At 50.1% G+C, this 24,272-nt stretch carries 24 protein-coding genes; 3 read left to right on the forward strand and 21 right to left on the reverse strand.

The genetic code is table 11. The features are described from left to right. The first annotated feature begins 23 nt into the window (after positions 1-23). Complete coding sequence (locus tag EDC32_RS13160) at positions 24-2,372, forward strand: transglycosylase domain-containing protein (protein WP_132222826.1); 2,349 nt, start codon at positions 24-26, stop codon at positions 2,370-2,372. A 418-nt stretch (positions 2,373-2,790) separates the two neighbouring features. Then, on the forward strand, positions 2,791-5,067 hold the full coding sequence (locus EDC32_RS13165; protein ID WP_158283378.1) for a transglycosylase domain-containing protein: 2,277 nt from the start codon (positions 2,791-2,793) through the stop codon (positions 5,065-5,067). Positions 5,068-5,108: 41 nt separating this feature from the next. On the opposite strand, the gene acsA is transcribed toward EDC32_RS13165, so the two are convergent. The 10 genes from acsA to nagZ form a co-directional block, all read right to left on the reverse strand. Further along, complete coding sequence (gene acsA, locus EDC32_RS13170) at positions 5,109-6,827, reverse strand: acetate--CoA ligase (protein WP_132222830.1); 1,719 nt, start codon at positions 6,825-6,827, stop codon at positions 5,109-5,111. A gap of 120 nt (positions 6,828-6,947) precedes the next feature. Further along, positions 6,948-7,100, reverse strand: a complete 153-nt coding sequence (locus EDC32_RS13175; protein WP_132222832.1) for a DUF1540 domain-containing protein — start codon at positions 7,098-7,100, stop codon at positions 6,948-6,950. A 59-nt stretch (positions 7,101-7,159) separates the two neighbouring features. Further along, a complete protein-coding gene (locus EDC32_RS13180; RefSeq protein ID WP_132222834.1) occupies positions 7,160-7,876 on the reverse strand; it encodes a 5'-methylthioadenosine/adenosylhomocysteine nucleosidase in 717 nt (238 codons plus the stop codon). A gap of 33 nt (positions 7,877-7,909) precedes the next feature. Further along, positions 7,910-8,947 (reverse strand): catabolite control protein A, encoded by a 1,038-nt coding sequence (gene ccpA / locus EDC32_RS13185; protein ID WP_022736871.1) that lies wholly within the window; start codon positions 8,945-8,947, stop codon positions 7,910-7,912. Between the two features lie 145 nt (positions 8,948-9,092). Next, positions 9,093-10,469, reverse strand: a complete 1,377-nt coding sequence (locus EDC32_RS13190) for an SseB family protein (RefSeq protein ID WP_132222836.1) — start codon at positions 10,467-10,469, stop codon at positions 9,093-9,095. Positions 10,470-10,663: 194 nt separating this feature from the next. After that, entirely contained in the window at positions 10,664-11,758 is a 1,095-nt protein-coding gene (locus EDC32_RS13195) for a bifunctional 3-deoxy-7-phosphoheptulonate synthase/chorismate mutase (RefSeq protein ID WP_132222838.1), read from the reverse strand. Positions 11,759-11,853: 95 nt separating this feature from the next. Continuing rightward, positions 11,854-12,201: a bacillithiol system redox-active protein YtxJ gene (ytxJ, locus tag EDC32_RS13200; protein ID WP_132222840.1), complete on the reverse strand. Its 348-nt coding sequence runs from the start codon at positions 12,199-12,201 to the stop codon at positions 11,854-11,856. Between the two features lie 145 nt (positions 12,202-12,346). After that, complete coding sequence (locus EDC32_RS13205) at positions 12,347-12,640, reverse strand: YtxH domain-containing protein (RefSeq protein WP_029071882.1); 294 nt, start codon at positions 12,638-12,640, stop codon at positions 12,347-12,349. Positions 12,641-12,660: 20 nt separating this feature from the next. Continuing rightward, complete coding sequence (locus EDC32_RS13210) at positions 12,661-13,050, reverse strand: DUF948 domain-containing protein (protein WP_158283379.1); 390 nt, start codon at positions 13,048-13,050, stop codon at positions 12,661-12,663. Beyond that, positions 13,047-14,804, reverse strand: coding sequence for a beta-N-acetylhexosaminidase (nagZ, locus tag EDC32_RS13215; RefSeq protein WP_158283380.1), 1,758 nt, complete (start codon positions 14,802-14,804; stop codon positions 13,047-13,049). The genes EDC32_RS13210 and nagZ overlap by 4 nt, the downstream gene beginning before the upstream one ends. Before the next feature lie 630 nt (positions 14,805-15,434). Here nagZ and EDC32_RS13220 point away from each other — a divergent pair. Continuing rightward, positions 15,435-16,493, forward strand: coding sequence for an isocitrate/isopropylmalate family dehydrogenase (locus tag EDC32_RS13220; RefSeq protein WP_054096026.1), 1,059 nt, complete (start codon positions 15,435-15,437; stop codon positions 16,491-16,493). A 52-nt stretch (positions 16,494-16,545) separates the two neighbouring features. Here the strand turns inward: EDC32_RS13220 and EDC32_RS13225 are convergent, their stop codons facing one another. From EDC32_RS13225 to EDC32_RS13275, 11 genes are all read right to left on the reverse strand, one after another. Beyond that, complete coding sequence (locus tag EDC32_RS13225; RefSeq protein WP_132222848.1) at positions 16,546-18,003, reverse strand: FMN-binding glutamate synthase family protein; 1,458 nt, start codon at positions 18,001-18,003, stop codon at positions 16,546-16,548. Between the two features lie 5 nt (positions 18,004-18,008). Continuing rightward, positions 18,009-18,296, reverse strand: coding sequence for a spore coat protein (locus EDC32_RS13230; protein WP_158283381.1), 288 nt, complete (start codon positions 18,294-18,296; stop codon positions 18,009-18,011). Between the two features lie 42 nt (positions 18,297-18,338). Continuing rightward, positions 18,339-18,554: a hypothetical protein gene (locus tag EDC32_RS13235; RefSeq protein WP_132222852.1), complete on the reverse strand. Its 216-nt coding sequence runs from the start codon at positions 18,552-18,554 to the stop codon at positions 18,339-18,341. A 127-nt stretch (positions 18,555-18,681) separates the two neighbouring features. After that, entirely contained in the window at positions 18,682-18,966 is a 285-nt protein-coding gene (locus EDC32_RS13240; RefSeq protein WP_132222854.1) for a hypothetical protein, read from the reverse strand. 1,027 nt (positions 18,967-19,993) lie between these two features. Continuing rightward, positions 19,994-20,530 carry a hypothetical protein gene (locus EDC32_RS13245; protein WP_132222856.1) on the reverse strand — a complete coding sequence of 179 codons (537 nt, stop codon included), beginning with the start codon at positions 20,528-20,530 and terminating at the stop codon, positions 19,994-19,996. 15 nt (positions 20,531-20,545) lie between these two features. Next, positions 20,546-21,211 carry an NAD-binding protein gene (locus EDC32_RS13250; protein ID WP_158283383.1) on the reverse strand — a complete coding sequence of 222 codons (666 nt, stop codon included), beginning with the start codon at positions 21,209-21,211 and terminating at the stop codon, positions 20,546-20,548. A 90-nt stretch (positions 21,212-21,301) separates the two neighbouring features. Next, a complete protein-coding gene (locus tag EDC32_RS13255) occupies positions 21,302-21,544 on the reverse strand; it encodes a hypothetical protein (protein ID WP_132222860.1) in 243 nt (80 codons plus the stop codon). Between the two features lie 40 nt (positions 21,545-21,584). Next, a complete protein-coding gene (locus tag EDC32_RS13260; RefSeq protein WP_132222862.1) occupies positions 21,585-22,148 on the reverse strand; it encodes a hypothetical protein in 564 nt (187 codons plus the stop codon). A gap of 93 nt (positions 22,149-22,241) precedes the next feature. Beyond that, entirely contained in the window at positions 22,242-22,622 is a 381-nt protein-coding gene (locus EDC32_RS13265; protein ID WP_158283384.1) for a DUF309 domain-containing protein, read from the reverse strand. Between the two features lie 315 nt (positions 22,623-22,937). Then, a complete protein-coding gene (locus EDC32_RS13270; RefSeq protein ID WP_022736892.1) occupies positions 22,938-23,657 on the reverse strand; it encodes a tetratricopeptide repeat protein in 720 nt (239 codons plus the stop codon). A 55-nt stretch (positions 23,658-23,712) separates the two neighbouring features. Then, positions 23,713-24,207 (reverse strand): DUF3907 family protein, encoded by a 495-nt coding sequence (locus EDC32_RS13275; protein ID WP_158283385.1) that lies wholly within the window; start codon positions 24,205-24,207, stop codon positions 23,713-23,715. Positions 24,208-24,272: the final 65 nt, after the last annotated feature.

A 24,272-nucleotide genomic window follows, 5' to 3' on the forward strand; every position in this document is an offset into this window, starting at 1 on the left:
AGAACGAGGAGGGTATCAAGTGAATGGATAAACACCAAATGCGGCGTTCTCGCAAGAGTTCCAATACTCGCATATTCAAGAAAATCCTTGGGGCCCTTTACGTCTTATTCGCCGTCGCACTGATTTTGGTTGCGGCGGGAATCGGAGTCGGGGCGGGGATCGTGTCCGCCATGGTGAAGGATGAACCGATTCGCACCAAAGAAGATTTCCAAAAGGAATTGGACAGTCTGTTCCAAAACAGCTACGCTTACTTCCAAACCCAAGACGGACAAGGCCAACCCCTGAGAATTGGCGCATTTCGCAATGGTGGCGACATGCGCAAACTGATTCGATCCAAAAACGATGTGAGCAAGTATCTGGTAGATGCCTTTATCTCCGTCGAAGACCGCGACTTTTACAAGCACAAAGGTGTGGTTCCCCGATCTCTATTACGCGCATCGTACCAGCAACTGGCCAAGTCCGAGGTGAGCACTGGCGGAAGCACGATCACGCAACAGCTCGTCAAAAACGTCATCCTGAAAGACTTTGACAAAGACCTCGAGCGGAAGGCAAAAGAAATCATTTTGGCCATCCGGCTCGATGCCATGTATGAAAAAGATGAAATTCTAACTTATTATATGAACTCTGTCTTTTTTGGCAACGGTGCCAACAAACAGCGACTTCATGGCGTACAGGCTGCGGCCAAAGGCTTGTTCAACTTAGACCCCAAAGACTTAAACTTGGCCCAATCCGCTTATATCGCCGGCATGGTACAGCGGCCCAATGATTACAATCCTTTTGGGGGCGAAAAAAACCTCGCCCGCGGCAAAAAACGCATGAAGCTCGTGTTGGATAAAATGCTAGAAAACGATAAAATCACCAAAGAAGAATATAATAAAGCGCTAAATTTTGACATCAAACAATCCCTGGCCAAGCCCAATAACGAGAGCAACGGCTACACCAACTACTCATACATCATGTACGCTCTGGAAGAGGAAGCGGCCGAAATCCTGATGAAGAAGGACGGCTTGGACATTGAAAAATTGAGTCAGGAAGGGAAATACCTGACGACTTTGAATCACTACATCGAACAAGTGCTGACGCGCGGCTACCACATCTACAGCACCATCGACAAACCGATGTACGACGCCATTAACGCCGCCGCCAGCAAAGGGCTGACCTTTCACACCCGCACTTACAAGGGAGTGAAAGAGCAAGAACAGCTGGGCGCCGTGGTCTTAGACAACCGCACCGGCTCCGTGCTGGCATTTGTACCCACTTCCAACAACAAAGGGAAACTAAACCACGCGCTTGACGCTTACCGCCAGCCCGGTTCGGCCATCAAGCCGCTCATCGTGTACGGCCCAGCGATGGAAGAAGGGATTATTAGCCCCTCTACCCTCATTCTGGACGAGAAGTATCCAAAAGCGGACGGCTCAGGCTATTACGAGAACGCGGCCAACAAATACTACGGCCCTGTGACAGTGACCAAAGCGCTCACGTATTCATTCAACATCCCGGCCATCAAAACATTTAACAAAATGGGACACGATGTGGGTTTCGCTTACTTACGCAAACTGAACATCCCTCCCCACAAAAATGACACGGAAGCCGCGGCCATTGGCGGGCAATACCGTGGCTACACCGTGGATAAGATCACTGCCGCGTTTGCCACATTCGCCAATGAAGGGAAATACAATTCCCCTCATCTGATCGCCAAGATCACCGATGCGAACGGCAACACGATCTATGAGCACCAAGCAGAACAAAAACAGGTCTTCTCGCCGCAAACTTCCTATCAGATGATTAAAATGCTGCGCAATGTCGTCACCCAAGGCACCGGGGTCTATATCGGTTCTCGTGTGTATGGGTATGACCTTGCCGGCAAAACAGGAACGACCAGCGACGACAAAGACTTGTGGTTCATCGGTTCCACGCCAAACATCACCATTGGTGCCTGGGGCGGATATGACCATAACTTCCGCATGTCCCATAACGACAAATTCACCAAGCGGGCGTGGGTCAACATCTTTAAAGCCGCTGCAGCTGCCGCACCGGAATACTTTGACAAAAATGCCCGGTTCCAATCGCCCGGCGGCCTAAGAGACAACATCTCCTGCTTGGATTGCGGCGCCATCAACGACTACTTGTCGAAGCAAAAGAAAAAAGAGGAAGAAGAACAGAAGCAGAGAAAGCCAAATCAGCCTGGCGATCCCGGTAACGAGCCTGGTGACGAACCTGGCGATAATCCCGGTAACAACCCTGGCAACAATCCGGGGGATGGCCCCGGTGATAATCCAAGCGACGGTCCTGGTAACAATCCCGGTGGTGACGAACCCGGGGATGGCAATCAAAGGCCCGCCTTCCCACCACGACCGCCGAATCGGGATTAATCCCGCCAAGACCGATTAATAAACAACCCTCCACCCGTCAAGGGATGGAGGGTTATTTGTATTCACTCAAAAAGAGTAGGCCGGAATCATCAGCTATACCCGTATGAAACACTTCTCATCCACAGCCAATGACCTGATCGTGTCTAGTACATCAAGTTAAAAAGAAGCGACCGAAAAACCTGTCCCAATAAGCGTCGATGCACAAGTGAAGCGAATGGGAAAACGGTTTTGGAGCCGCTGCTATTCATCAGTGTGCAACCACCCCAAACTACCAATATGCCCATTCCCATTAACAATGAATCCAAAAGCAAAAATCATCGTTCCATCACAAAAGATATTGTCATAATTTGTATAACACCTAGCATGCATATCCCTGTGATATAATTATCTTCGCATGGAACCAAGGGGGGGGCGAAAGATGGAAAAATACCCTTACAATAAACAAAAAGCCAAAGGGAAGAAAAAGGCATTAAAAATAATTGGCAAAGTTCTATATATTAGTTTAGCTACGATTTCTATCGTTACCGTTGGCAGTGTTGGGGTTGGTGCAGGCGTTGTATCAGCGCTAACCAAAGACGAAAAAATACGTACCAAATCTGATTTTGACAAAGAATTGTCTGGTTGGTCACAAACGAGTTACGCTTATTTCCGATCTGAAGATGGGAATCAACCACCTAAACCGATTGGTGCGTTAATCTCCCCTGATGATCGCAAGCTCGTCAAAAAACTGAATGAAGTCACCCCTTATTTGACCGATGCTTTTTTAGCAGTCGAAGACCATGAGTTTTATCAACATAAAGGGATCGTTCCTTCATCTCTGATCCGTGCAACTTGGCAACAAGTTTCCGGTAGTGAAGTGACCACAGGCGGTAGTACCATTACACAACAATTAGTGAAAAATGAACTCTTTACCCAAGAAAAATCGTTGGAACGGAAAGCCCTTGAAATTATTAATGCCTTAAGGATTGAAAAATATTACAACAAAGAGGAAATCTTTGTCGCTTACATGAATAGCGTTTACTTTGGCAAAGGTGCTCACGGAAAGCACATGTACGGCGTTGTCGCTGCAGCACGCGGGATCTTCAATAAAGACGTCAAAGAGCTCAGTTTGCCACAAGCGGCTTATATTGCAGGGATGGTTCAACGCCCCAATGCATACAATCCATTCCGTGGGGATGACAATATCCGATTAGGGACAAAACGGATGAAATTGGTTTTGGCTAAAATGCTTGAGAACAAAAAAATATCGAAAGCTGACTATGATCAAGCGATTAAATTCGATATTAAAAACTCCCTGGCCAAACCAACTGATTTTGTGAATCCATTGGAAAAATACCCCTACATCATTACAGCCACAGAAAACGAAGCCGTTGATATATTGATGGAGCAGGACAAAGCAGAAAAAAACGCAGCAAATATTAAAGAATACCGTGACCGCATCAAAAAAGGTGGGTATAAAATCTATACCACCATTGATGAGCAACTCTATAATGCTTTGAATGACTCGATCAAAAATATGAATGTCCCAGGAAAATGGAAAAACGGGAAGAAAGTCAAAGAGCAAATTGGGGCAACACTCATTGACAATAAAACCGGTTCTGTACTTGCCTTTGTTTCAGGAACCGACTTTAAAGATACGCAACTTGATCACGCGTTTGAAGTAGAACGGCAACCCGGCTCTGCAATCAAACCGCTGTTGGTTTACGGTCCCGCCTTAAACGACGGCATCATCTCCCCTGATTCGATGATTTGGGATGAACCCGTTCCCAAAGGTGACGGTACGATGTACAAAAACGCAAACGGGAAATACAAAAATGGCCCGGTCACAGCGACTTATGCCTTGCAATGGTCGTTGAACACTCCGGCAATCAAGTTGATCAAAAAACTTGGGGTGCAACACGCTTTCGACTACTTGCGGAAGATGGACATGCCTCCACATAAATGGGATGGCGAAGCCTCGGCTCTCGGTGGGATGAGAAAAGGATATACGGTAGCTCAAATGACTGCTGCTTTTGCCATGATCGCCAACTCCGGTGTATACAACAAGCCTCACCTAATCGAGCGAATTGAAGATTCTTCTGGCAATGTCATTTATGATTTTAATAAGCAGTTTAAAGAGAAACAAATCTTTAGCCCGCAAGCCACATACCAATTGACGCAAATGATGCGGGAAGTTGTACGTAACGGTACGGCTAAAGTTATCGGTGGACAATTGGGCGGATACAATATCGCCGGTAAAACAGGAACCACCAGTAATTACGTTGATCTATGGTTTGTCGGTTTTTCTCCTGAGGTGTCTCTGGGAGTATGGTCCGGTTATGATCAACATTATAAAAATGCACATGAAACGTTCACCAAGCAAGCATGGGCTCGCCTGTTCAAAGCGGCAGCTCAAACCAAGCCGGATTTGATTAAACCGGGTAGCAATTTTAACAATCCAGGCGGTTTGACGAGCGGCAAATGTTTTGAATGCGGCCGCGCCGTCCCGAAAACCGATGCGGAGCCTGGGAAAGATCCCGCACAGGGAGAGGGACAACCTCAAGGACAACAACCTCCGGCAGGAGAGACTCCAGAACAACCCAATACGGGACAAACTCCCCAACAGCCAGCTGGAGATCAAACTCCTCAACAGCCGACCGGGGGAGAAAACGGGCACAACAACACACAAAATGGTGGCGGCGAAACGTCGCAATAAAAGTAGCACCTTCCCCATCACCACGGGGAAGGTGCTTTTTTTCAATCTTCCATGGTAGACAAATCGCCTGTAGGTAAACCCAACTCCCAAGCTTTCAACACCCGGCGCATGATTTTGCCACTTCTTGTCTTCGGCAACTTATCCCTAAACTCAATTTCGCGCGGGGCAGCATGGGCGGCCAAACGCGTCTTCACAAATTGGCGGATCTCCTCTTTCAGCTCCTCCGAAGGTTCATAGCCCTCCCGCAACGCAATGAACGCTTTGATGATTTCACCCCGGATCGCATCCGGTTTACCAATCACTCCTGCCTCAGCCACGGCATGATGCTCCACCAACTTACTTTCCACTTCAAACGGCCCGACCCGTTCACCGGATGTATTGATCACGTCGTCCAGTCGGCCTTGGAACCAGAAATACCCGTCTTCATCCATATAGGCAGAATCGCCTGACACATACCATCCAGGAATGCGGAAATATTCTTGGTACTTCTCGGGATTTTTCCAGATCTGGCGCATCATCGACGGCCATGGAGTCCGGATCGCCAGGTTCCCCATCGTATACGGTGGCAACTCGTTCCCTTCATCGTCAATGATCGCCGCATGGATACCAGGGAAAGGCTTACCCATCGAGCCCGGTTTGATCTCCATCTGCGGGTAGTTGGAGATGAGGATGCCACCAGTCTCCGTCATCCACCAGTTGTCATGGATACGCTTACCGTACGTCTTCAGGCCCCAGCGCACCACTTCGGGGTTCAGCGGTTCACCCACGCTCAGCACGTGCCTTACCGATGAAAGATCATATTTTTTAACAACGCTCTCCCCCGCCGACATCAGCATGCGGAAAGCCGTCGGCGCACTGTACCAGACTGTTACTTTGTATTTTTCCAATGTTTGATACCAATCATCGGGACTAAATCGGCCACCGCGCACCACATTGGTCACGCCATTGAGCCACGGCGCGAAAATTCCGTAGGAAGTGCCCGTCACCCAGCCCGGATCAGCCGTGCACCAGTAAATGTCGTCATCTTGCAGATCTAGCACCCACTTCCCTGTCTGGTAATGCTGGATCATGGCATTATGCACATGCAAAACGCCTTTGGGTTTCCCTGTAGAACCAGATGTATAATGAATGATCATCGGGTCTTCCCGATCAACCCATTCAATGTCCAAATCGGAGGAAGCTTGACTCATTTCCTCTTCAAAGCTGTAATATCCTTCGACCAGTTCTCCCACCGCACCGACCAAAATGATGTGTTTTAAATGAGGAAGCGCATCCACCGGCACCCGCTCCAACAAAGCAGGCGTTGTCACCAGCGCAACGGCTTCACTATTCTCCAGCCGATCCTTGACGGCCGCTTCCATAAACGCTTCAAACAAAGGCCCGATAATGGCTCCGATTTTGATGGTTCCCAAAACGCTGACATACAGCTCCGGAGTGCGCGGCATAAACACAAACACGCGATCCCCTTTACTGACGCCCAACTTGCGCAACACATTGCCGAATTGATTGGATTTTTCCTTTAGTTGCAAAAACGTGTAACGCTCTTCTCGCACAGCGTCGCTGTAGATCAAGGCTGTTTTGTTTCCCTTCCCCGCTTCCACATGACGGTCTATGGCTTCATAGGCGGCGTTCACCTTGCCGGTGTGGTGCCAAGAAAATGCCTGCTCCACTTGTTTCCAATCAAAATGGGATCTCGCCTCTTCATAACTGCTCATATTGTTGCCGGTGGTTTGGACTGGCACGCGTTCTTCATGGGTCATCAAGTCACGCCTCCCTTTGTTTGCAAACGATTTCAGTTTTCATTATTATATCACATGAATAAATATTAGCAATTTAACACAATAAAATAACCGGCGGCTTAGACAGCCGCCGGTTGGAGTTTAATGCTGCGGTTGAAATGTCTTGCAGTCTGTTTCCTTGCTCGTCTCCGCTTCTTCTTTATGGGTGACCACATAGATGGCATCCGCCTTGCACTTGTTGCCTTGTCCCCAATAAGTACAGTTGCTCACTTCACACAAGACATCTTTTGGCATATAAACTCCCCCTTTCCTAAACCTAATTTGTCCTGGAACAAGAGGGAGTACTCATCCAATTATTTCTGCATCCGCAGGCGCAAAATCGCTTGAATCATGCTAGCAGAACGCTCGGAGGCCAGCTCTGTAAACTCGGCAAAATTAACATCAGCCGTGTGATCAGCGCGGTCAGACATAGAGCGGATCACCACATATGGTACATCGGCCAAATGGCACACATGGGCGACGGCAGCCCCTTCCATCTCTACACAAGCCCCGTCAAACTGCTCTCGCAACTCCCGCACTTTGCCGGCATCAGAGATGAATTGATCACCGGACAGGACTTTGCCCGTCAATACCTTGACGCCGGAAATGCTACGGCCTGCTTCGACCGCCCAAGCGACGAGCTGCTCATCGGCCGGGAAAATCGACACATCTTGGAATGGTACAGTCCCTCTCGGAAAACCGACCGGGCTGGCATCAATATCATGCTGTTGGCAAGCAGTGGAAACGACGATATCCCCAATGTCCAAATCGGGATGCAGAGCCCCTGCAACTCCAGTAAACAACACGGCATCTACTTGAAAATAGTCGATCAGCGTTTGTGTGCACACAGCGGCATTCACTTTGCCCACGCCGGATTTGCAGAGAACCACAGGTGTGCCACACAGCATTCCCGAGTAATACGTGACACGGTAACGCTCCTGCTCTTGAACATCCTCCATAGCGTTTAGCAACGCTTTAATCTCCTCATCCATGGCGCCGATGACGCCGATAATTTCTTTGTTGTCTTTCATCTGTTCATCCCTCTTCTCCCCGGGCCGATCCGCTTAGCGCTCATCTTCCCATTCTTTCAGTTTGGTGGAATTTCTCAGCTCCATGCTATATTGCAGGTATACTTGTCCGCTTTCTACTTGCTCGTCATTCATATACTTGGTCAACAAGCGCATCGCAACCGCGCCGATGTCGTACATAGGCACGCTGACCGTAGAGAGTAACGGGCGCACCTGGGAAGAAAGCGGGATATTCTCAAAACCGATAACGGACACATCCTCCGGCACGCGCTTACCTAAATCCTGCACGGCGTGGATCGCTCCCACCGCCATCTCATCGCTGGCCGCAAACACCGCGCTCACGCCCGGCTGGCTTTCAAGCAAACTCTTCATCTCCTCATAACCGGAACGGTAACGGTAATCGCCCAACCGCACCAACGCTTCATCAAACGAAGTTTCGCTTTCTTCGATTGCTTCTTTGTAACCCACATAGCGCGGGTATCCATTCACCGAATCGGTCAGCGGCCCACCGATAAAGGCGATTTGTTCATGCCCTTCATGAACGAGGATAGTGGTCGCTTCTTTGGCTGCTTGGATTTGATCAATCGTCACGTAAGGGAGTTCTCTTCTTTCGTCACGCGTGGCGGCCAATACCACCGGCACCGTACTAGCAGCAAAAATTTCGCGGTGGGAGTCGGTGATTTCACCGCCTAAGAACAGAAGTCCGTCCACCTGCTTCTCCAACAACGCCTCAACCAGCTGGATTTCTTTCTCTTTTTTCATATCGGAATTGCTTAGAATAATATTGTAATGATACATGGTGGCAATGTCTTCGATCCCACGGGTCAACTCCGCATAAAAGGTGTTGGAGATGTCCGGGATCACCACGCCCACCGTGGTCGTCTTTTTGCTGGCCAGGCCCCGCGCCACCGCGTTGGGCCGATATCCCAACTGTCGAATAACATCCAGCACCTTTTTGCGAGTCACTGGTTTTACATTAGGGTTTCCGTTCACCACACGGGAAACGGTCGCCATCGATACGCCCGCTTCCCTGGCCACATCATAAATGGTTATCGTCTCTTTTTTCTTCACCATACTTATTCATTCACATCCAGTTCAGTCAAATTTCTTGATCTGCCAGTCTATCTTGGCCTTTCACAAACGATTATGGCCGCACGATTATTTTTTCCAGACATAAGAAAAGCAACCACACTTTTGTCTTATGTCCTCGGAATGGGCCTCAGATCGTTTCATTGCGCAACTGGGACATCAGTTGCAACACATATGGCAGGGTGTCGCCCATGATACTCGTCCACGCTTCCGGCGATCCCCGGTTGATCCAGACAATCGGGGTACGCGGAGCCAACGCTTTGTACAGCTTTTTGGTTGAGATCAAGCGAGGAACCATCGGCGGCAAGTGCGGATTTTTCTGCCGCGCTTCCGCAATCAGCCGCTCTGCGTGACGGGCAGAAGTGAAAAAGTCGACAATGGGGCTATGATCCTGTCCGGCCAAAATCACCATATTGCCGTCGGGGTCGACAACAACCCAGATTCGGCGCAATTCAGCCATCGCCCGGCACACTTCCCAACCGTTGCCCATTCCTTGCCCTTCGATAGTCGCTTTTTCTAATTTTTTCAGCCCTTGCGCCACATCCGGGTCTATCGGCCGCTCTGATCCCTGAGTCTGAGCTGCTCCCTGCGGCGCCATCACCGGTTGCGGTGATTCCGTCGCTTTTGGAGTCACTTCAGGAATAGGCGGAGTCATTGGCGGTGCTGGGTGATCCACCAACGGCACATCTTCCTGCCGGGACTCCACCGCTTGGGATGAATGGGGTTCCAGCGGATGGTCTTCAACTGGTGGCACTTCTTCTTGGGGCGTTGCCGCAACCTGGGAGGAGCCGCTGTCAAAAGCGATCATAAACGGATGCTCCACGACGTTCTCGTCAATGATACCGTGTTGGCTGCCAAAACGGATCGTTTCCATATGCTTGCTTGTCAACAAAGCTTGTTCCGGCAAGCTAAAGTGGAAAAACAAGGACGACGTGCCCAGCTCCTCACACCGATCCCAGATGACGGACCATGGGTGTTGCACAGGTTGCCCACCTGATTTCCGGGTCACATACTCCGCATCTTGCTCAGAGGCGTAAACGGCGATCGTATACGACTCTGGCTGGTACTCCACCATCAACATGTTTTGATCCATGGTTGGCACCCAGGGTCCGGTCATTTGTGAAAACTGTTGGGCGGCATACTCTTGGATCATCTGCAAAACATGTTGCTTGGTCAGAAACAGCCGTGACGGGAGTCCGGGGTTAAATAAAATCCCTTGTGCATCCGATCGATAGGCCTTAATCAGAAACGAAAGGGCGGGCTCTTCGGTCATCCGCACATGTTCCGGTTCATTCACTTTAACATTGCGTGCCGCTTCCAAATCGGTAAAAGTCACGATGAAGCGGCTGTTGGGTTCATTTCCCCGCGCCAGAAACGGCGTTTCCCCCGCTTCGCCGTGATTGTACAAAACAATCAACCGCGGCAGGCGTGTCGCAAAAAATTGATACAACTGCTCTGGTGTAACACGATTGGCACTGGCCAATTCCAAACATTCGCGTACATTCAACGAAGCTTCCTCCCCCTACAAAACAAGTCCAACTCATTTATTTGCAAAGGCCTCGCAATTATCTACTATGGCAAGCGTTAAAGTAATATCCCTTGTAACATCATAACAAATTATAAGCAAAAAAAGCGAACCGACGATAGGTCTGTTCGCTTTTTCACCAAAAAGTACTGCTTTGGATATATTTTTATGTCATTTTAACGCACGGTCACTTGTTTTTGATCTAGCAAACCGGAAGCGCGCAAGTCTTTGATAAAAGTGTCGAAAGTAGGGATGTCGATCTGCTGTTTGGCGTCCGACAAAGCAACTGCCGGATTTGGATGCACTTCCAGCATGATGCCATCAGCCCCCGCTGCCAAAGCCGCCCGCGCACATGGCAACAAAATATCCCGTCTGCCTGTGGAATGTGTGATGTCGACCAACACCGGCAAGTGGCTCTCGTTTTTCAAAATCGGCACAGCCGAGATGTCTAATGTGTTGCGCGTGGCTTTCTCATAGGTGCGGATGCCGCGCTCACACAAAATAACTTGATCGTTACCACCCGATAAAATGTATTCGGCAGCAAACAAGAATTCCTCGATCGTCGCAGACAATCCTCGCTTCAACAAGACAGGAGTGCGAACCGCACCCGCCGCCTTCAACAGCTCAAAGTTCTGCATGTTGCGGGCACCGATTTGAATCACGTCTACATATTGTTCAGCCATCTCCATGTCACTCGGGTTGACGATTTCACTGACAATCTTCAAACCGAATTGGTCAGCGGCCTTGCGCAAAATCTTCAACCCTTCTTCCCCTAATCCTTGGAAGTCGTAAGGGGAGGTGCGTGGTTTGAATGCACCGCCGCGCATCAGTTCGATGCCTTGTTCTTTCAATGCTCGGGCTACTTCAAACACTTGCTCTTCTGATTCCACGGAGCAGGGCCCAGCCACCACTTGGGGCTTCACCGCCCCCACCAAGGTACCTTTGATGTCTACCACCGTGTCGGTCGCCTGTTTTTCGCGGCTTACAAGAAGAGTTTTCTTTTGGCTTGTTTGTTGCAAGTCCAAAGATGCCTTGAAAATCTGCTTGAACAGGTAACGCACGGTGTTGTCGGTAAACGGCCCTTCGTTGTGTTGAACAAGCGTTTCCAACATGACACGCTCCCGCTCCGGATCAAATTTGTTAATGCCTTGCTTTTGTTTCACTTCACCGATTTGCTTTGCCAGTTCCGCTCGTTCGTTTAACAGTCGCAACAGTTTCAAATTGACTTCATCCAGCTTTTGTCGCAATGCGTCTAATTGATTCTCTCTCACTCTTCTTGCTCCTCTCTTCTCAACTAGAAAAATAATTTTCGCCATTATATCGAAAAACAAGCACTTTGTCGAGGGAATTCTGCACCTGTATCAACTTAGAGTGACTGCACGGCATCGGTCAACTCCTGTTTGGTGATATTCCAATGAGAAGCATGCCACTTCACTTCATCTCCGATCACGAAAAGCGCTTGTGGAGACTCATGTTTGATCCCAAATCGCTCGGCAATTTCATTGGACAGTGGTCGATCTTCGATTACGAACACGGCAGCGGACAGCACCTCTGTTGCTGCATCCGAAGATAAAAACGCTTCCCATTCGCCGTAGGCCGCCGCGCTGATTGGGCACGAAGTGCTGTGTTTAAACAACAACAAGGGGCGTTTGCCCGCTTTTGCCATCCATTCGTCCAATTGTTCCACAGAGGTGATTCGCGCTGGTTTTTCCATCCATTCCACATCCTTATCAGTTTTTCAGCTTATCTTTGCGCCAGGCGTCAGACGCACGTTCGTATTCTTTCTTGGCACGTCTTCGCAAACCTTTTTCAACTTTATGCAAAAAGGCGATCATCATGCATGACCGCCTTCACGTTCATTATTTCTTATCTTCAATCGAAATATAATCGGGCGTGGTAGAGGAGGGCGCATCAATATAGCGGTTAACCAACACGGTCCCCTCATCGTTTACTTTTTCCCATTTGTTTTCCACCGGCGCTTGCGATTTGATCGTCAGGTATAACTCTTTTCCACGCTCTTTGGCCAATTCCAAGCCTTTCCCCAATTCTTTACGGATTTCATTGCCCGTTTTGGTCGTAGCCAACAGCGCAGTCGCTGCCCCGATCAAGCCGCCAATCACAGCACCCGCCATAAAATATTTACCTTTGCTCATCGGTGTCTCATCCTCTCTCATCAAGATTTGCGGTCAGACCGCCATCTTTTTACCAAATCGATTCCGGCTCCCACCAAAGCAACAACATTGCCCAATCTTTCTTGGTTTGCGGAAACGGTGCGGTTGATGCTTGAAGAAACTTGCTCCAAGCTCTTGCCGACTTCAGTTAAGGAGTTGACCACAGCATCTGCCTTGCGGGACTTTTCGCGAACATCTTCAACCAACAACCGGGTTTCTTGCAAAGTGAGTCGCGTTTCTTCCACTGTCGTCTCCACTTTCTCTTTCAAGCCGTTCACCGTTTGATCCACATTGAGCATCACCTGTCTGACCGCATTGAGCGTGCGAATCAAAAAGATGGACAGCACCACGAATGCAACAGCGATTACCGCCACACTAATCGTTATGATCACGATTCATTTCCCCCTCCATCAACTCCTGCTGAAAACCCATAAGGATAAGCACCTGACACGGTGACCGGCAATCGGCCCGTAGCCGGGAGCTGTCCGGCCACCACGCGCATGCCGGCCTCGATCGAAGGACGGGTTGCCCCGTACAGCGCCAACACAGTGGAGGCGGACGGCAGTTTGACCGCATCATATGGCACATCCATGCCCATCACGATGACCCGTTTCTGTTTCATTTCCAACTGTCTGATGAGCGCCAATTGTTTGGTTTGCGCGCGTGACATGCCTATCACCACCGCGTCGGCCCGTTCCGCCTTGGCTATAAGCTCATTCACTGGCGCTTTGGCCCACTCCTCCACCCAGACCACGTCGGCTTGGTACCCTGCTTTTTCAGCCGCGGCTTTAAACGCTTGCGGCTTATTTGAAGTGACAATCAGCAGACGAGCCGTCTTGGATGGGGCCAACGGAAGGCGCTTCTGTTTGTCTTGCAGCAAAGTAACTGCCCCTTCCGCCGTTTTCCTAGCCACAGCTTGTGCTTGGGCGCTGTTGGCGAACGGCTCCCCTTGCGCTGATTCCGGTTGGGTATGGGTGATGATCGAACGCTTGCCAATTTCTTTTGCTTTCAATGACAAAATGCGGCGAACGGATTGGTCAATCCGCGCTTCCGTGATCTTCCCTTCACTGACGGCTTGTTTGACAGCGGCAATCGTCTTTTCTTGTACATCCAATTGGTGGCAGACCAATACGATATCCGCGCCCGCTTGGATCGCTTTCACCGCCGCCCGGCTGGTTCCGAAATGATCTTTGATGGCGCCCATTTCCATGTCATCCGTGGTAATGACGCCGTCAAACTTCAACTCCTTGCGCAATAAATCCGTCAATACGCGTTTGGACAAGGTGGCTGGCAAGCCCGGTGTCGGTTCAATGGCCGGAAAGACCACGTGTGCGCTCATCACCATGTCCGCACCTTTATCGATGGCTTGTTTAAACGGAACCAACTCCAACCGTTCCAACCGTTTCCGGTCATGCGGCACTTTGGGCAAACCTACGTGGGAATCGACCGCAGTGTCCCCGTGTCCGGGAAAATGCTTTACCACCGTCAGCACGCCCGCATCATGAAAACCGCGAATCATTTCTGTCCCCATCTGAGAGACCAACTGCGGGTCTTCTCCAAAGGAGCGAACACCGATTACCGGATTGCGCGGATTGTTGTTTACATCTAGCACCGGGGCCATATCCAAATTAATGCCCATCGCTCTCAACTCGGTTCCCATCTCTTTTCCTGTCCGGTAAGCCAATTCGGGCTTGCGGGTGGCACCCAAAGCCATGTTGCCAGGAAACAGTGTAGCCCCTTCTTGAAACCGACTCACGCGGCCCCCTTCTTGGTCAATCGTCACAAACAACGGAATTTTGGCACCGTTGTTCATCGCCAGTGCTTGCAAGTCCTGATTAAGCTTGGTTACTTGACGGGGGTTGTCCACATTGCGATCAAATAAGATCATCCCCCCGATATGGTAGTCCTTAACCAGCTTTTCAGCTTGGGCATTCACCGTGTGAGCTTGTTCAGTTGCTTCACCACGAAAGCCCATGATAAACATCTGGCCGATCTTTTCATCCAGACTCATCTGCTCGATCTTCTCATCCACCCAGGTGGTGGGCGATTCCCGACCAGTCTGTGCTGGAGGAGAGCATGCAGCTTGCGTAGCAAGGAGCAAGCTCGACAAAACAAGCGCCCATCTTCTCCCTTGTTTTAAAATCACACAATGACTCTCCCTTCTCACCCTCTTCAAACAAAGCCCGCCAAGCCACGGGCTGCCAATCATTCAAAACATCTGCGCAAAAATCAGTCTTTCCCCATTTTACTCGATAATTGGAACACCGGAAACAAATGTCACTTCTCTTTCAATGAATCTACAACTTCTCTCAATCATTCGGAAGTGCCTGCAAACCGAGATGGCAGGTGGAAGAGGCAAGAAAGGCCATTGTAAAAATGGTCTTGAATTCAATAAAATGGACAAATATATAATAGTATAATAAAATATCGACAGAGATAAAGGGCTTATCTCCCATATTGTAGACAAACCCGAAACGAGCAAGATTTTTGAGAACAGTGTGACTGGAAGCTCTGAATCAAAACGGAGCGCCGAACGGAGGAAGAAAGCGGGCTTAGGGGCAAAAACGCCTCGCGAAAGCGGACGTTGCCCGCTGCCTGCGTTCGGCGGCGGAGCCACTTCCCGTCTGAGCAACTGGAAACGGTGACTCAAAAATCGGCTCTGGGCCACTTTGTCAACAGGCTATATGAGATAAAGGACCTATCTCCCACCTGTTTATATAAATTTGTGATCCGTTGAACGAGGTGAAGAAACTTGAGCACAAAATCCGTTGTGATCATGAAGGGAGACCAAACCGGACAGGAATTGCTGGAAGAAGCGTTGCGCGTTCTGGATCCCAATGTAATCGGTTTTGAAATCGATTTCCAAACCTTTGACCTTAGCTTGGAACATCGCCGTAAAACCAATAACCAAGTGGTCTATGAAGCCGCACAAGCGATGAAACGCACTGGCTTCGGATTGAAAGCTGCCACCATCACCCCTGAAGAAAAAGGGGATGTAGGAAGCCCCAATGCTATCTTGCGCAAAGAGATTGACGGCAAAGTAATCATCCGCACAGGTCGTCGGATTCCTGGCGTACGGCCCGTGGCAGGGACTTTCGCGCCGATCTCTGTGATTCGGATGGCTGTTGGCGACGCTTATGGCGCCAAAGAATGGCGGGATGGGGAAGGCCTCGATGAAGTCGCATATCGCACGGAAACCATCGATCGCAAGACCTGCCGTGCCGTAGCCGAATTCGCGTTCCGTCACGCCAAAAAAACGAATGCCAAAGTATTTGGTGGCCCCAAATATACCGTAAGCCCCGTGTATGAAGGCATGCTAAAAGAAGAAATGGACCTGGCGAGCCAAAAATATCCTGAAGTCCGGTATGAACCGCAGTTGATCGACGCGACCTACGCGCTTCTGATCAACAACTCCGGCGATCCATTAGTTATCCCCGCCCTCAACCGCGACGGTGATTGCTTGAGCGATATGGTGTTGCAACTGTTTGGCTCCATCGCCGGTTCCGAATCGATCTTGATGAGCTTTGACGATGAATTTAATCCGCAAGTGATCATGGCTGAAGCTCCGCATGGCACAGCGCCATCGCTCTTCGGCAAAAACGTGGCCAACCCCATGGCGATGATCTTGGCCGCTGCCTCCCTGCTCACCTATTTTGGCGATGCCAAAGCCTCTGCCGCTTCACGCGCAATTTATGAATCGGTCATCGAAACGGTGCGGGAAGGCGTACGTACCTCTGACCTTGGAGGAAGCTCCACCACTTCCGAATTTACCAATGAAGTGATCAGCAAAGTGCAAACCAAATTGGAAGTGTGGACCACTTTGCAAGGATTTTAAGCAAAAAGCCAACTCCTGACGAGGAGTTGGCTTTTGTCTTACAGATATGCGATCAATGGAGGGGCCTTGTCGTATCTCCGGCTTCCTCTCCGGAATTGTAGGACATGAAGTCATCCCATTTCCACAACGAATCGGCCTTGTCCGGCTTCAAGGCCATATGTTCTTTTTTGGTGGCACGCTGTTCGGCGCGTGACCATCCGGCATAGTCGACCCCCAGCACCGTAGCTAATTCGCGATCCATACATACCAGATCATCACGTCCGATTTGTTGCAGATCGGTTTTCCCCAGCGAAATGGCCGTCAGCTTCATCTCTTCCACACAGGACTTCAAAAACTTGGCCAGATGTTCTGCGCCTTGTTCGATATTGAGGTCTTCTTTGAACTTTCCGTGGTAAAGCACGCTCTGCACCGGCGGTTCAAACGGGGACGCCAAGTTAAATTGTGTTTGTAGCATAGCTACCAAGGCGATCGAGCCGATATAAACCGCATCGGCCCCCAATGCCATCGCTTTTAAAAAATGGCCCGGCGTGGTAAGTCCACCCGCAGCAATCACCGACACCTCGTGCTTCACCCCGCGTTTTTCCAGATGACGCACGGTTCGTGCCAAAGCATACAACGTGGGCAATCCCACGTCATCCTGCAACGTCGTCGGCCCTCCGTGTGTACCCGCTTCGGCACCGTCGACCACAATATAGTCGATCCCACCCTCCAATGCGCAATCGATCTCATCTTCCAGATAGTGCGTTGCACATGTCTTCAATCCGACAGGCACACCATAAGTCTGCCTCAATTTGCGCACCAACGGCGGAAACTCTTCGGGTCGATTGACCCCTTTCAGCCGCGAATGGATGGGAGCGTCCTCCCCTTCCGGGATGTTAAAACGGCGGCGGAATTCGTCATCCATCTGCCACGACGACGAGCCCATTGGCGCAGACGCTTGGGCCCCTTGTCCTAACTGAATTTCAATGGCATCGAGTTGCGAGAGGGATTCATGGTCATTCATCCATCCTCCCCGGTTGTATTGGCCGATAAAATACCGGGCCTCGCGTCGCTCTTCAGGCACCAGAGGCGCTTCCCCCGAGTTGGTCGCCGTGCCGGCCATGCTCGCGCCCCGCGCCAACGCCTGTTTCGCTTTTAATCCTAATGCCCCGCCGTAAGACATACCCGAAATCAAAATGGGAATTTCCAGCGTGAGCGGCTTTTTCGCTTTGGGGCCGATCGTCACGCCCGTCTGTACGCGCACCCCGTCTTGCGTGGGCATACGGTACAGATGAACGGGGTTGAACATCAATTGCTCCCACTGTGATAAAACGATAGGGCTACCCAATGGCCGAGGGATCGGTTTGCCTGATTCCGCTCGCATCGCCGCTTCTACAATTGCACGCAATGTCAGTTTTTGCGTAATCGTCACATAAGAAAACAAGTTCTCGGTATAAGGGTCTTGCATCATCCGGTTCATCACTGCATCCGCCACAGTATTGATGATGCGGTGTACAATGCGAGTCAACATAACGCTTACTCCTTTGCCGCCAATTCGGGATGGCGCTCCAGCTGTTGTTCCCAGTGAATAATGGCGCTCTCAATCGGTTGCTGCCCCGCCGTCGTCAACGTCAACCAACCCCGTTGTTCCATTTCGTTAAACAACTTGGTCTGAACCCGGTTCACTTCGTATAAACACTGTTCAAGCGTTTGCCGCAACTCCTCGTTCGCGCTGATGTGCTGTGCTTGCAGATAGTGCTGGCTCAATGTCCGCTCTGTGGTCAAAAGGTCGCGAATCATGTCTCGCATCACCCATTCCATCATCGACATCCTCCTTGTAAGATAACTTCATTTTCACTTGACCTTTCAATGTTGCATCCGCGTTTGTCCGCTATGGTTGCGCAATTGGTCGATTAATTGTTGCAGATGCTGCTTGTGCATTGTTAAAGCCTCGGTCAGCAATGGCTCCCATTCCGTCTCGTTCCCTTCATTGATGGCCGCTTGCGTTTTCTTGATCGACAATGCCTCCAACTCCAGCAGTTCCTCCAATTTCAACAATTCCTCTTGTGTGAGTTGCTCCATCTGTTACCCTCCTTATGCCGGCATAACTCAACTTTTATCAATCGCTCTGCTTATCAATTAGTATGGATATTTCCTCTTCATCTTATGTGCAACAAAAAAAGCCCCGCAGGGCTTTATCTGATGGTAATCATTTTTTTCTCGGTAAGCGCTGTTTGCCTTGCAAAATGTCCAAACCCAGCGCGGGATTGGATTGCACCTGGTCGGCAAATCGCTGAAGCTGGCCCATGTCGACGTCGGCTTGCGTCACTTTCATCAGATATTCCAACACCGCGTTCATGCCACCTTTATCAAAAGCCTCTTTGGCGCCGTCCATGATTTTGCTCAACTGCTCTTCAGTCAACACCTTGCGCCCCATGATCGTATTGATCATCTGCGCCAACTCTTTCATAGAAAACTCGTTGTTACGTGGCATCTCAATCATTCCCTCCTGTTTGCGCACTCGTTACACCATATGCCACGTTTGCCCATCCCGTCCCGGGCATATGCCCAAATCAGCGCGCCCATGCCGTGGAAAATGGACGGATCACCTATCACTTCCAACCGTCGTGCCGTATATAAAGTTGATAGTACGTTTCTATATCTCAGCGAGAAAGGATGGCTCGCATGACTTACGCATTGAAACATTGCCGCGCCTATTATGCGGCGCCCCCCGACCGCCTCCATCCGTGGCAGTGCCTGTTGCTCTTTCTTTTGATTATTCCCACCATTTTTGTTTTCGTTGAAAGCTTGTGCTTCTAGACGGAATCCCATTTTACCGCAATCTGGACATCCGCCTTTCCCACCGTTTGCACTGGGGCATAGAGTAAATCAACTGCTGATGAAAGTTTAAAGACTTTTATCAACCACTCTTTCATTCAGCTAAATCAGATCAAAGGAGGAATCGCTATGAGCGGTTATTATGGTGGCTTTGGCTGGAGACAGCTTCTTATCTTCCTGTTGGTGATTGCGACGATCTTCGTCTTCGTCGGATGCGGATTCAGCTATAAAGGCGGCGGTTACTGCTAAGCTATGTAACTTCGCTTGCAACAGGCCGCATCTCTCCTGAAAGGGGGTGTAATCATGAGCGGATATTACGGCGGTTTTGGTTGGAGACAGCTCTTGATCTTCCTGTTGGTTATCGCGACCATCTTCGTGTTTGTGGCTGGTTGCCATGGCAGAGGATATTGCTAAGCTGACGGCAGTGATGACCACATGACCCATCCAAAGGAGGGGTTCTCATGAGCGGATACTACGGCGGTTTTGGCTGGAGACAGCTCTTGATCTTCCTGTTGGTGATCGCAACCATCTTTGTGTTTGTGGCTGGTTGCTTTGGCAGAGGATATTGCTAAAGCATCTTTGTCGGCAGATGCTTCCCAAATAAAATATGCCTAAGCCTCCACCTCCAAAGCGTTGGTGGCCAGGATTGATAAAAGCGCCCTCTAATCAGAGGGCGCTCTTCATTATCTGCGCAAACGCACATAGGCGCGTATCCCTTTGTCCACCCAGTCCCCCCACCAAACGGGCAACGAATGGAACAAACTTGTCCGCTTTTGTTGCAACAACTGATGAAAGCGCTCTGGACGATCTACATATACACGGTTCCGCTTGGCTTGGCGCAATGCCTCCACCGGGCCGTCCACTTCCGTCCCTACCGCATGGATTCCTGCAATCTCCCCATCTCGGCGAGTGATCAGCTTGATGAGGCCCGTCATTCGCTGCTCACGCCATACCTGAGCACCATCATCCACTTGCTGCACTTGTTCCTCACTCATCCCCACTGCCACTAAGGGGGGATCAGTCTTGACGATTCGGGGAGCAATGGAGTAATCGATTCGGTGCTTGGTGCCCAAAAGGGCATTCATCGTCACACGCCTGACTTCTTCCAGCCAAACACCACAATCGGGACGCCCATGGACTAGCGTCCCAACAGCATAAATATGGGAGCAGGAAGTCCGCATCCACGAGTCCGTAACCACCCCTCCCTCTTTGTAGGTCAACCCCAATTCCGCCAATCACAGACTGGACACTTGGGGTAAAGACACATCCGCCGATACGATTTCATCCGTTTCCAAGGCTTCAACCAAACCGTCAAACTGCAACTGGATGATCTTTTTGTTAGCGCGTTGCACCACTTTCACCACTTGGGTGTGGCACCGCACTCTGACTCCTTCTTGCCGCAACGATGCTTCCAAAATGGACAGGCACTCCGGATCATAGTCTGGCAACAAGCGGGCTCCTGTTTCGACCACCGTCACCTGGGCCCCTTGACGGGCAAGAGCTTGGGCCCATTCGATTCCATGCTCCGTTCCGCCCAGCACAACCCATTTTTTGGTTGGCGGCTGCCTCCAACCGGGCTCTTCTGCCACTTCCCCGGTTGTGGCTACACTTGCGGGCTCCGGAACCTCCCGGACGTGTTCCAAAGCGATGATGAATGCCTTAGCCGCTAATCGCACCTGTCCAGCCACTTCTACTTCATGTTCTGTAAGAAAGCGCACATTCCCCTTGTACACATCCACCATGCCCTCGTAGGCGAAAAAGTCCTCTTCTCCCTCGCCGCCCGGGTCCAGCAAAGCCACATGGGCACCCCAGGTGGCCGCTTGGCCGGCAATGACTGAGCCCAATCTTCCGCCACCAATCACAATGAGTTGATATCGCTTCATTTCTTTCGTCCCTTTCATCCAGCCTCGCCCTTTCATTTTAAAACGCTATCAAATCATTTGTGAAGAAAAGGACGAAACAAAAACGAGCCACGGGAAATTCCTGGCTCGCTAAATTTCATGATAAGGCGCAACCGATTGGATCAAGCATTTACTTTGGTCTTTGCCAAGCAGATGGAGCAACATGTGATATTGTTCAATCAACATCACTTCAAAAAAACGCAAATCTTGTTTTAATTTGCGATTTTCCTGGGCCAACCGTTTCATTTGTTGCCCCATCTGTTCCACTTGCTCTTCCAGTTGGGATATGCGGACATGGCTGAGTTCACGGGCGGACTTGCTTGGATTAGGCAATATTCGCCACCTCTTTCTCCCCATTGGCTGCTACTTTATCTTATGATGATTCCCCTATTCCGCTATCCGCATTTACCTGTTGTGCTTCCTCATTTTTAATGACAAGCTCTGGTAGCTCCGCTTGTTTTCTTATCGATTGCAACATCCGCAAAAGATCTTGGTATTTGTCTTTCACTTCGTTTTCATACCAATCGTAGGATTTCCGCTCTTCTTTTAGTTTGCTATTCTCCGATTCAAGCTCGCGCAAGGCTTTCTCCGCGTCAGCCAACTGTTTGGTCAACCGTTTGACCTCATCCTTGGCCCGGCGTCCTTCCCGATCCAGCTCTTTGATGAGCGGAATCACTTGCGTTAACGACTCCAATTGATCCCCTTTTTTCTTTTTTAATTGTCTATACACACGCTTTTTCTTCGCGTCGGCATAGGCCTTCAAGTCTTGTTGCCTAAGCACGGCGTTCCAGCGAAAACCGCAGGCTCCTGGTGTTCGGTTCAATTTGCGGCCTACTTCCTCAAACGCTTCGATCTGCGTTTTGCCACTTTCGATTGCCGTTAACGCAAACTCACGCAACAGTTGGTCTTCCTCTTCTGTCCAGCGACGCCCTTTCATATCTATTCTGCCCCTCCCCTCACTTTCATCCTGTGAACAATATTTTTCTATATATATTATGTAGTCTGGAAGGGAGGATATTATGTTTCAAACTTAAAATCCCATCTCATGCAACCGAGGGAGTGGCCCAACGGGAATCAACAGTTGCTCCAAATCTGGCAACGCCATGACCGCTTGACCTTCCGGCAAACGCTCTAAGCACAAGGCCAGCCACACCAGCAACGCCTCCACATCTACTCCGTCGCGTTCAGGGCGGAAAGGCGACAGATAGCGATAGGCGCTTGTGGCCAATTTACGCGCTCCCCGCACTTTACCACGCTTTAGTTGGTGCATGATCGCCGCAATCTGGATCAGTCCGTGATAAAAATCATTGTCCCGCTGTGTTTGCCAAAGCTCCTCCAACACTTCATGCGCTTCCCAATATTCTTCGGCGTGATAATGGCGGAAGAAACTGAGATAATTGGTGTGGTACATCGCCAACTCCCTTTCCTCTCTCCAAACGCGCGGGAGACTTCGCTTTTCCCGGCGAAGGAAAATTTCATTCATCCGATTTCATTTTATATGAACTTGCCCTATCAAGGAAACCTTGCCTAAAAAAGGCAAAGAAAAAAGACCAGGTTCCGTTCCTGGTCACATGAAAGAGGGTCAAGATTAAGGAGTTAAAAGAAGCGTGGTAGCGTAAGCAAGAAGGTCAACCTTACTTACAGGAACCATTTTATCACGCTCCGCGAATTTTGTCGATATGGTGTCGAGGGTTGTTTTCAAACTTTTTCAATTTTGCCCTTCTTTTCAAATCACCCAACGCTTCCAAAACATAAAGATTTTCGGCGTGTTGGTCGCTTTCAGCACCTGCGCGAATTGATTTCGCAGCACTTTATTCTTCGGATCGAGGCGCATCGCCATTTTGAGATGCTTGGCCGCTTCCTCATAGCGCTCCATCTCCATGAACAATCGGGCTTTCCCCAGATGGTAGCGGGGGTGCTCCATATAATATTGTTGCGCCAATTCAAAGTGCAACAGCGCCTGTCCCGTTTTGCCGCGCAACAAACAAATCTCCGCAATCAAAATATGGCTCAGCGCGTCGGTAGGCTCCAACTCCAGCCCCCGCAACAACAAGTTTTGTGCCATGGTGATACAATCGGTATGGGTCATCAAATAACGGGCATACTCCCGATACCCCCTGCTGAAGTGGGGAAACCGGTGCAAAATCGCTTGATAAGACCGGCCCGCTTCCGTCAGCTCCTGTTGGGCTTCCAATATTTGCGCATACAGCAGATGCGCTTCTTTGTGATCTGGTGCGAGGGCGAGCGCGTTTTCCACAGCCTGATGCGCCCGGCTCCAATATTGCTTTCTGACCTCCAGCACAGCCAACATCAAAAAATACTCCGCTTGAGGCTCCTCCTTGATCATGCGTTCCAGCTTTGCCCGATTGCGGCGGTAGCTCCCCGATATATACCGCTTCCCTTGTGCCTCCCTTGCGAAATCCAACTCGATAATGGGTCCGGCCACGTTTCTCTCCCCCTTTATCTAATATAAAATCCTAAGCGCAGCTACCTGATCGCGATCACAGACGCATGCGGGTCACATCGTCCGTCTCGTAACAGTCCAGCTCATCCCGCAATGTGGTGAATAATCCCGACAATGAGAGCGTAACGCGGCGCAACATGGTCGGCGGCGTCTGCCGAAAAATAATGCTGTCACCCCGTGTATAACTATATCGGCTGTTTTCCCAATACACTTCGTTTTGGGGATGATAGAAGAAATGAACACAAGTATGGGCGATGTTACGCAACGCTTTTTCCGCAAGCTCCTGATGAAAATCAGCACGACGCAACACCCGGCTTACCTGTTCATAGCCCCGTTCGCAGGCGACACTCAGATAGCGCAAATCATGCAAAAACTCCCGAACGTACGCTTCCTGCTCTTTGGTTGCTGGTGCGAACTCACTCGTCAGCTGCGGCAAGGCGGTATAATCCAAAAACTCGTTCAGTTGTGTCTTGGCCTCTTTCAAATGTTCCTTCACCAGAATGCACAGCTCTTTGGTTTGCTCAGCTGGCACGATGAAACAACCCCCTGTTGCGACAAACTACGCCCATGTTAAATTTCCACTTTTAGTATATCATA

The organism is Laceyella sacchari (assembly GCF_004343255.1).
In the GTDB taxonomy this organism is placed as follows: Bacteria; Bacillota; Bacilli; order Thermoactinomycetales; family Thermoactinomycetaceae; genus Laceyella; species Laceyella sacchari.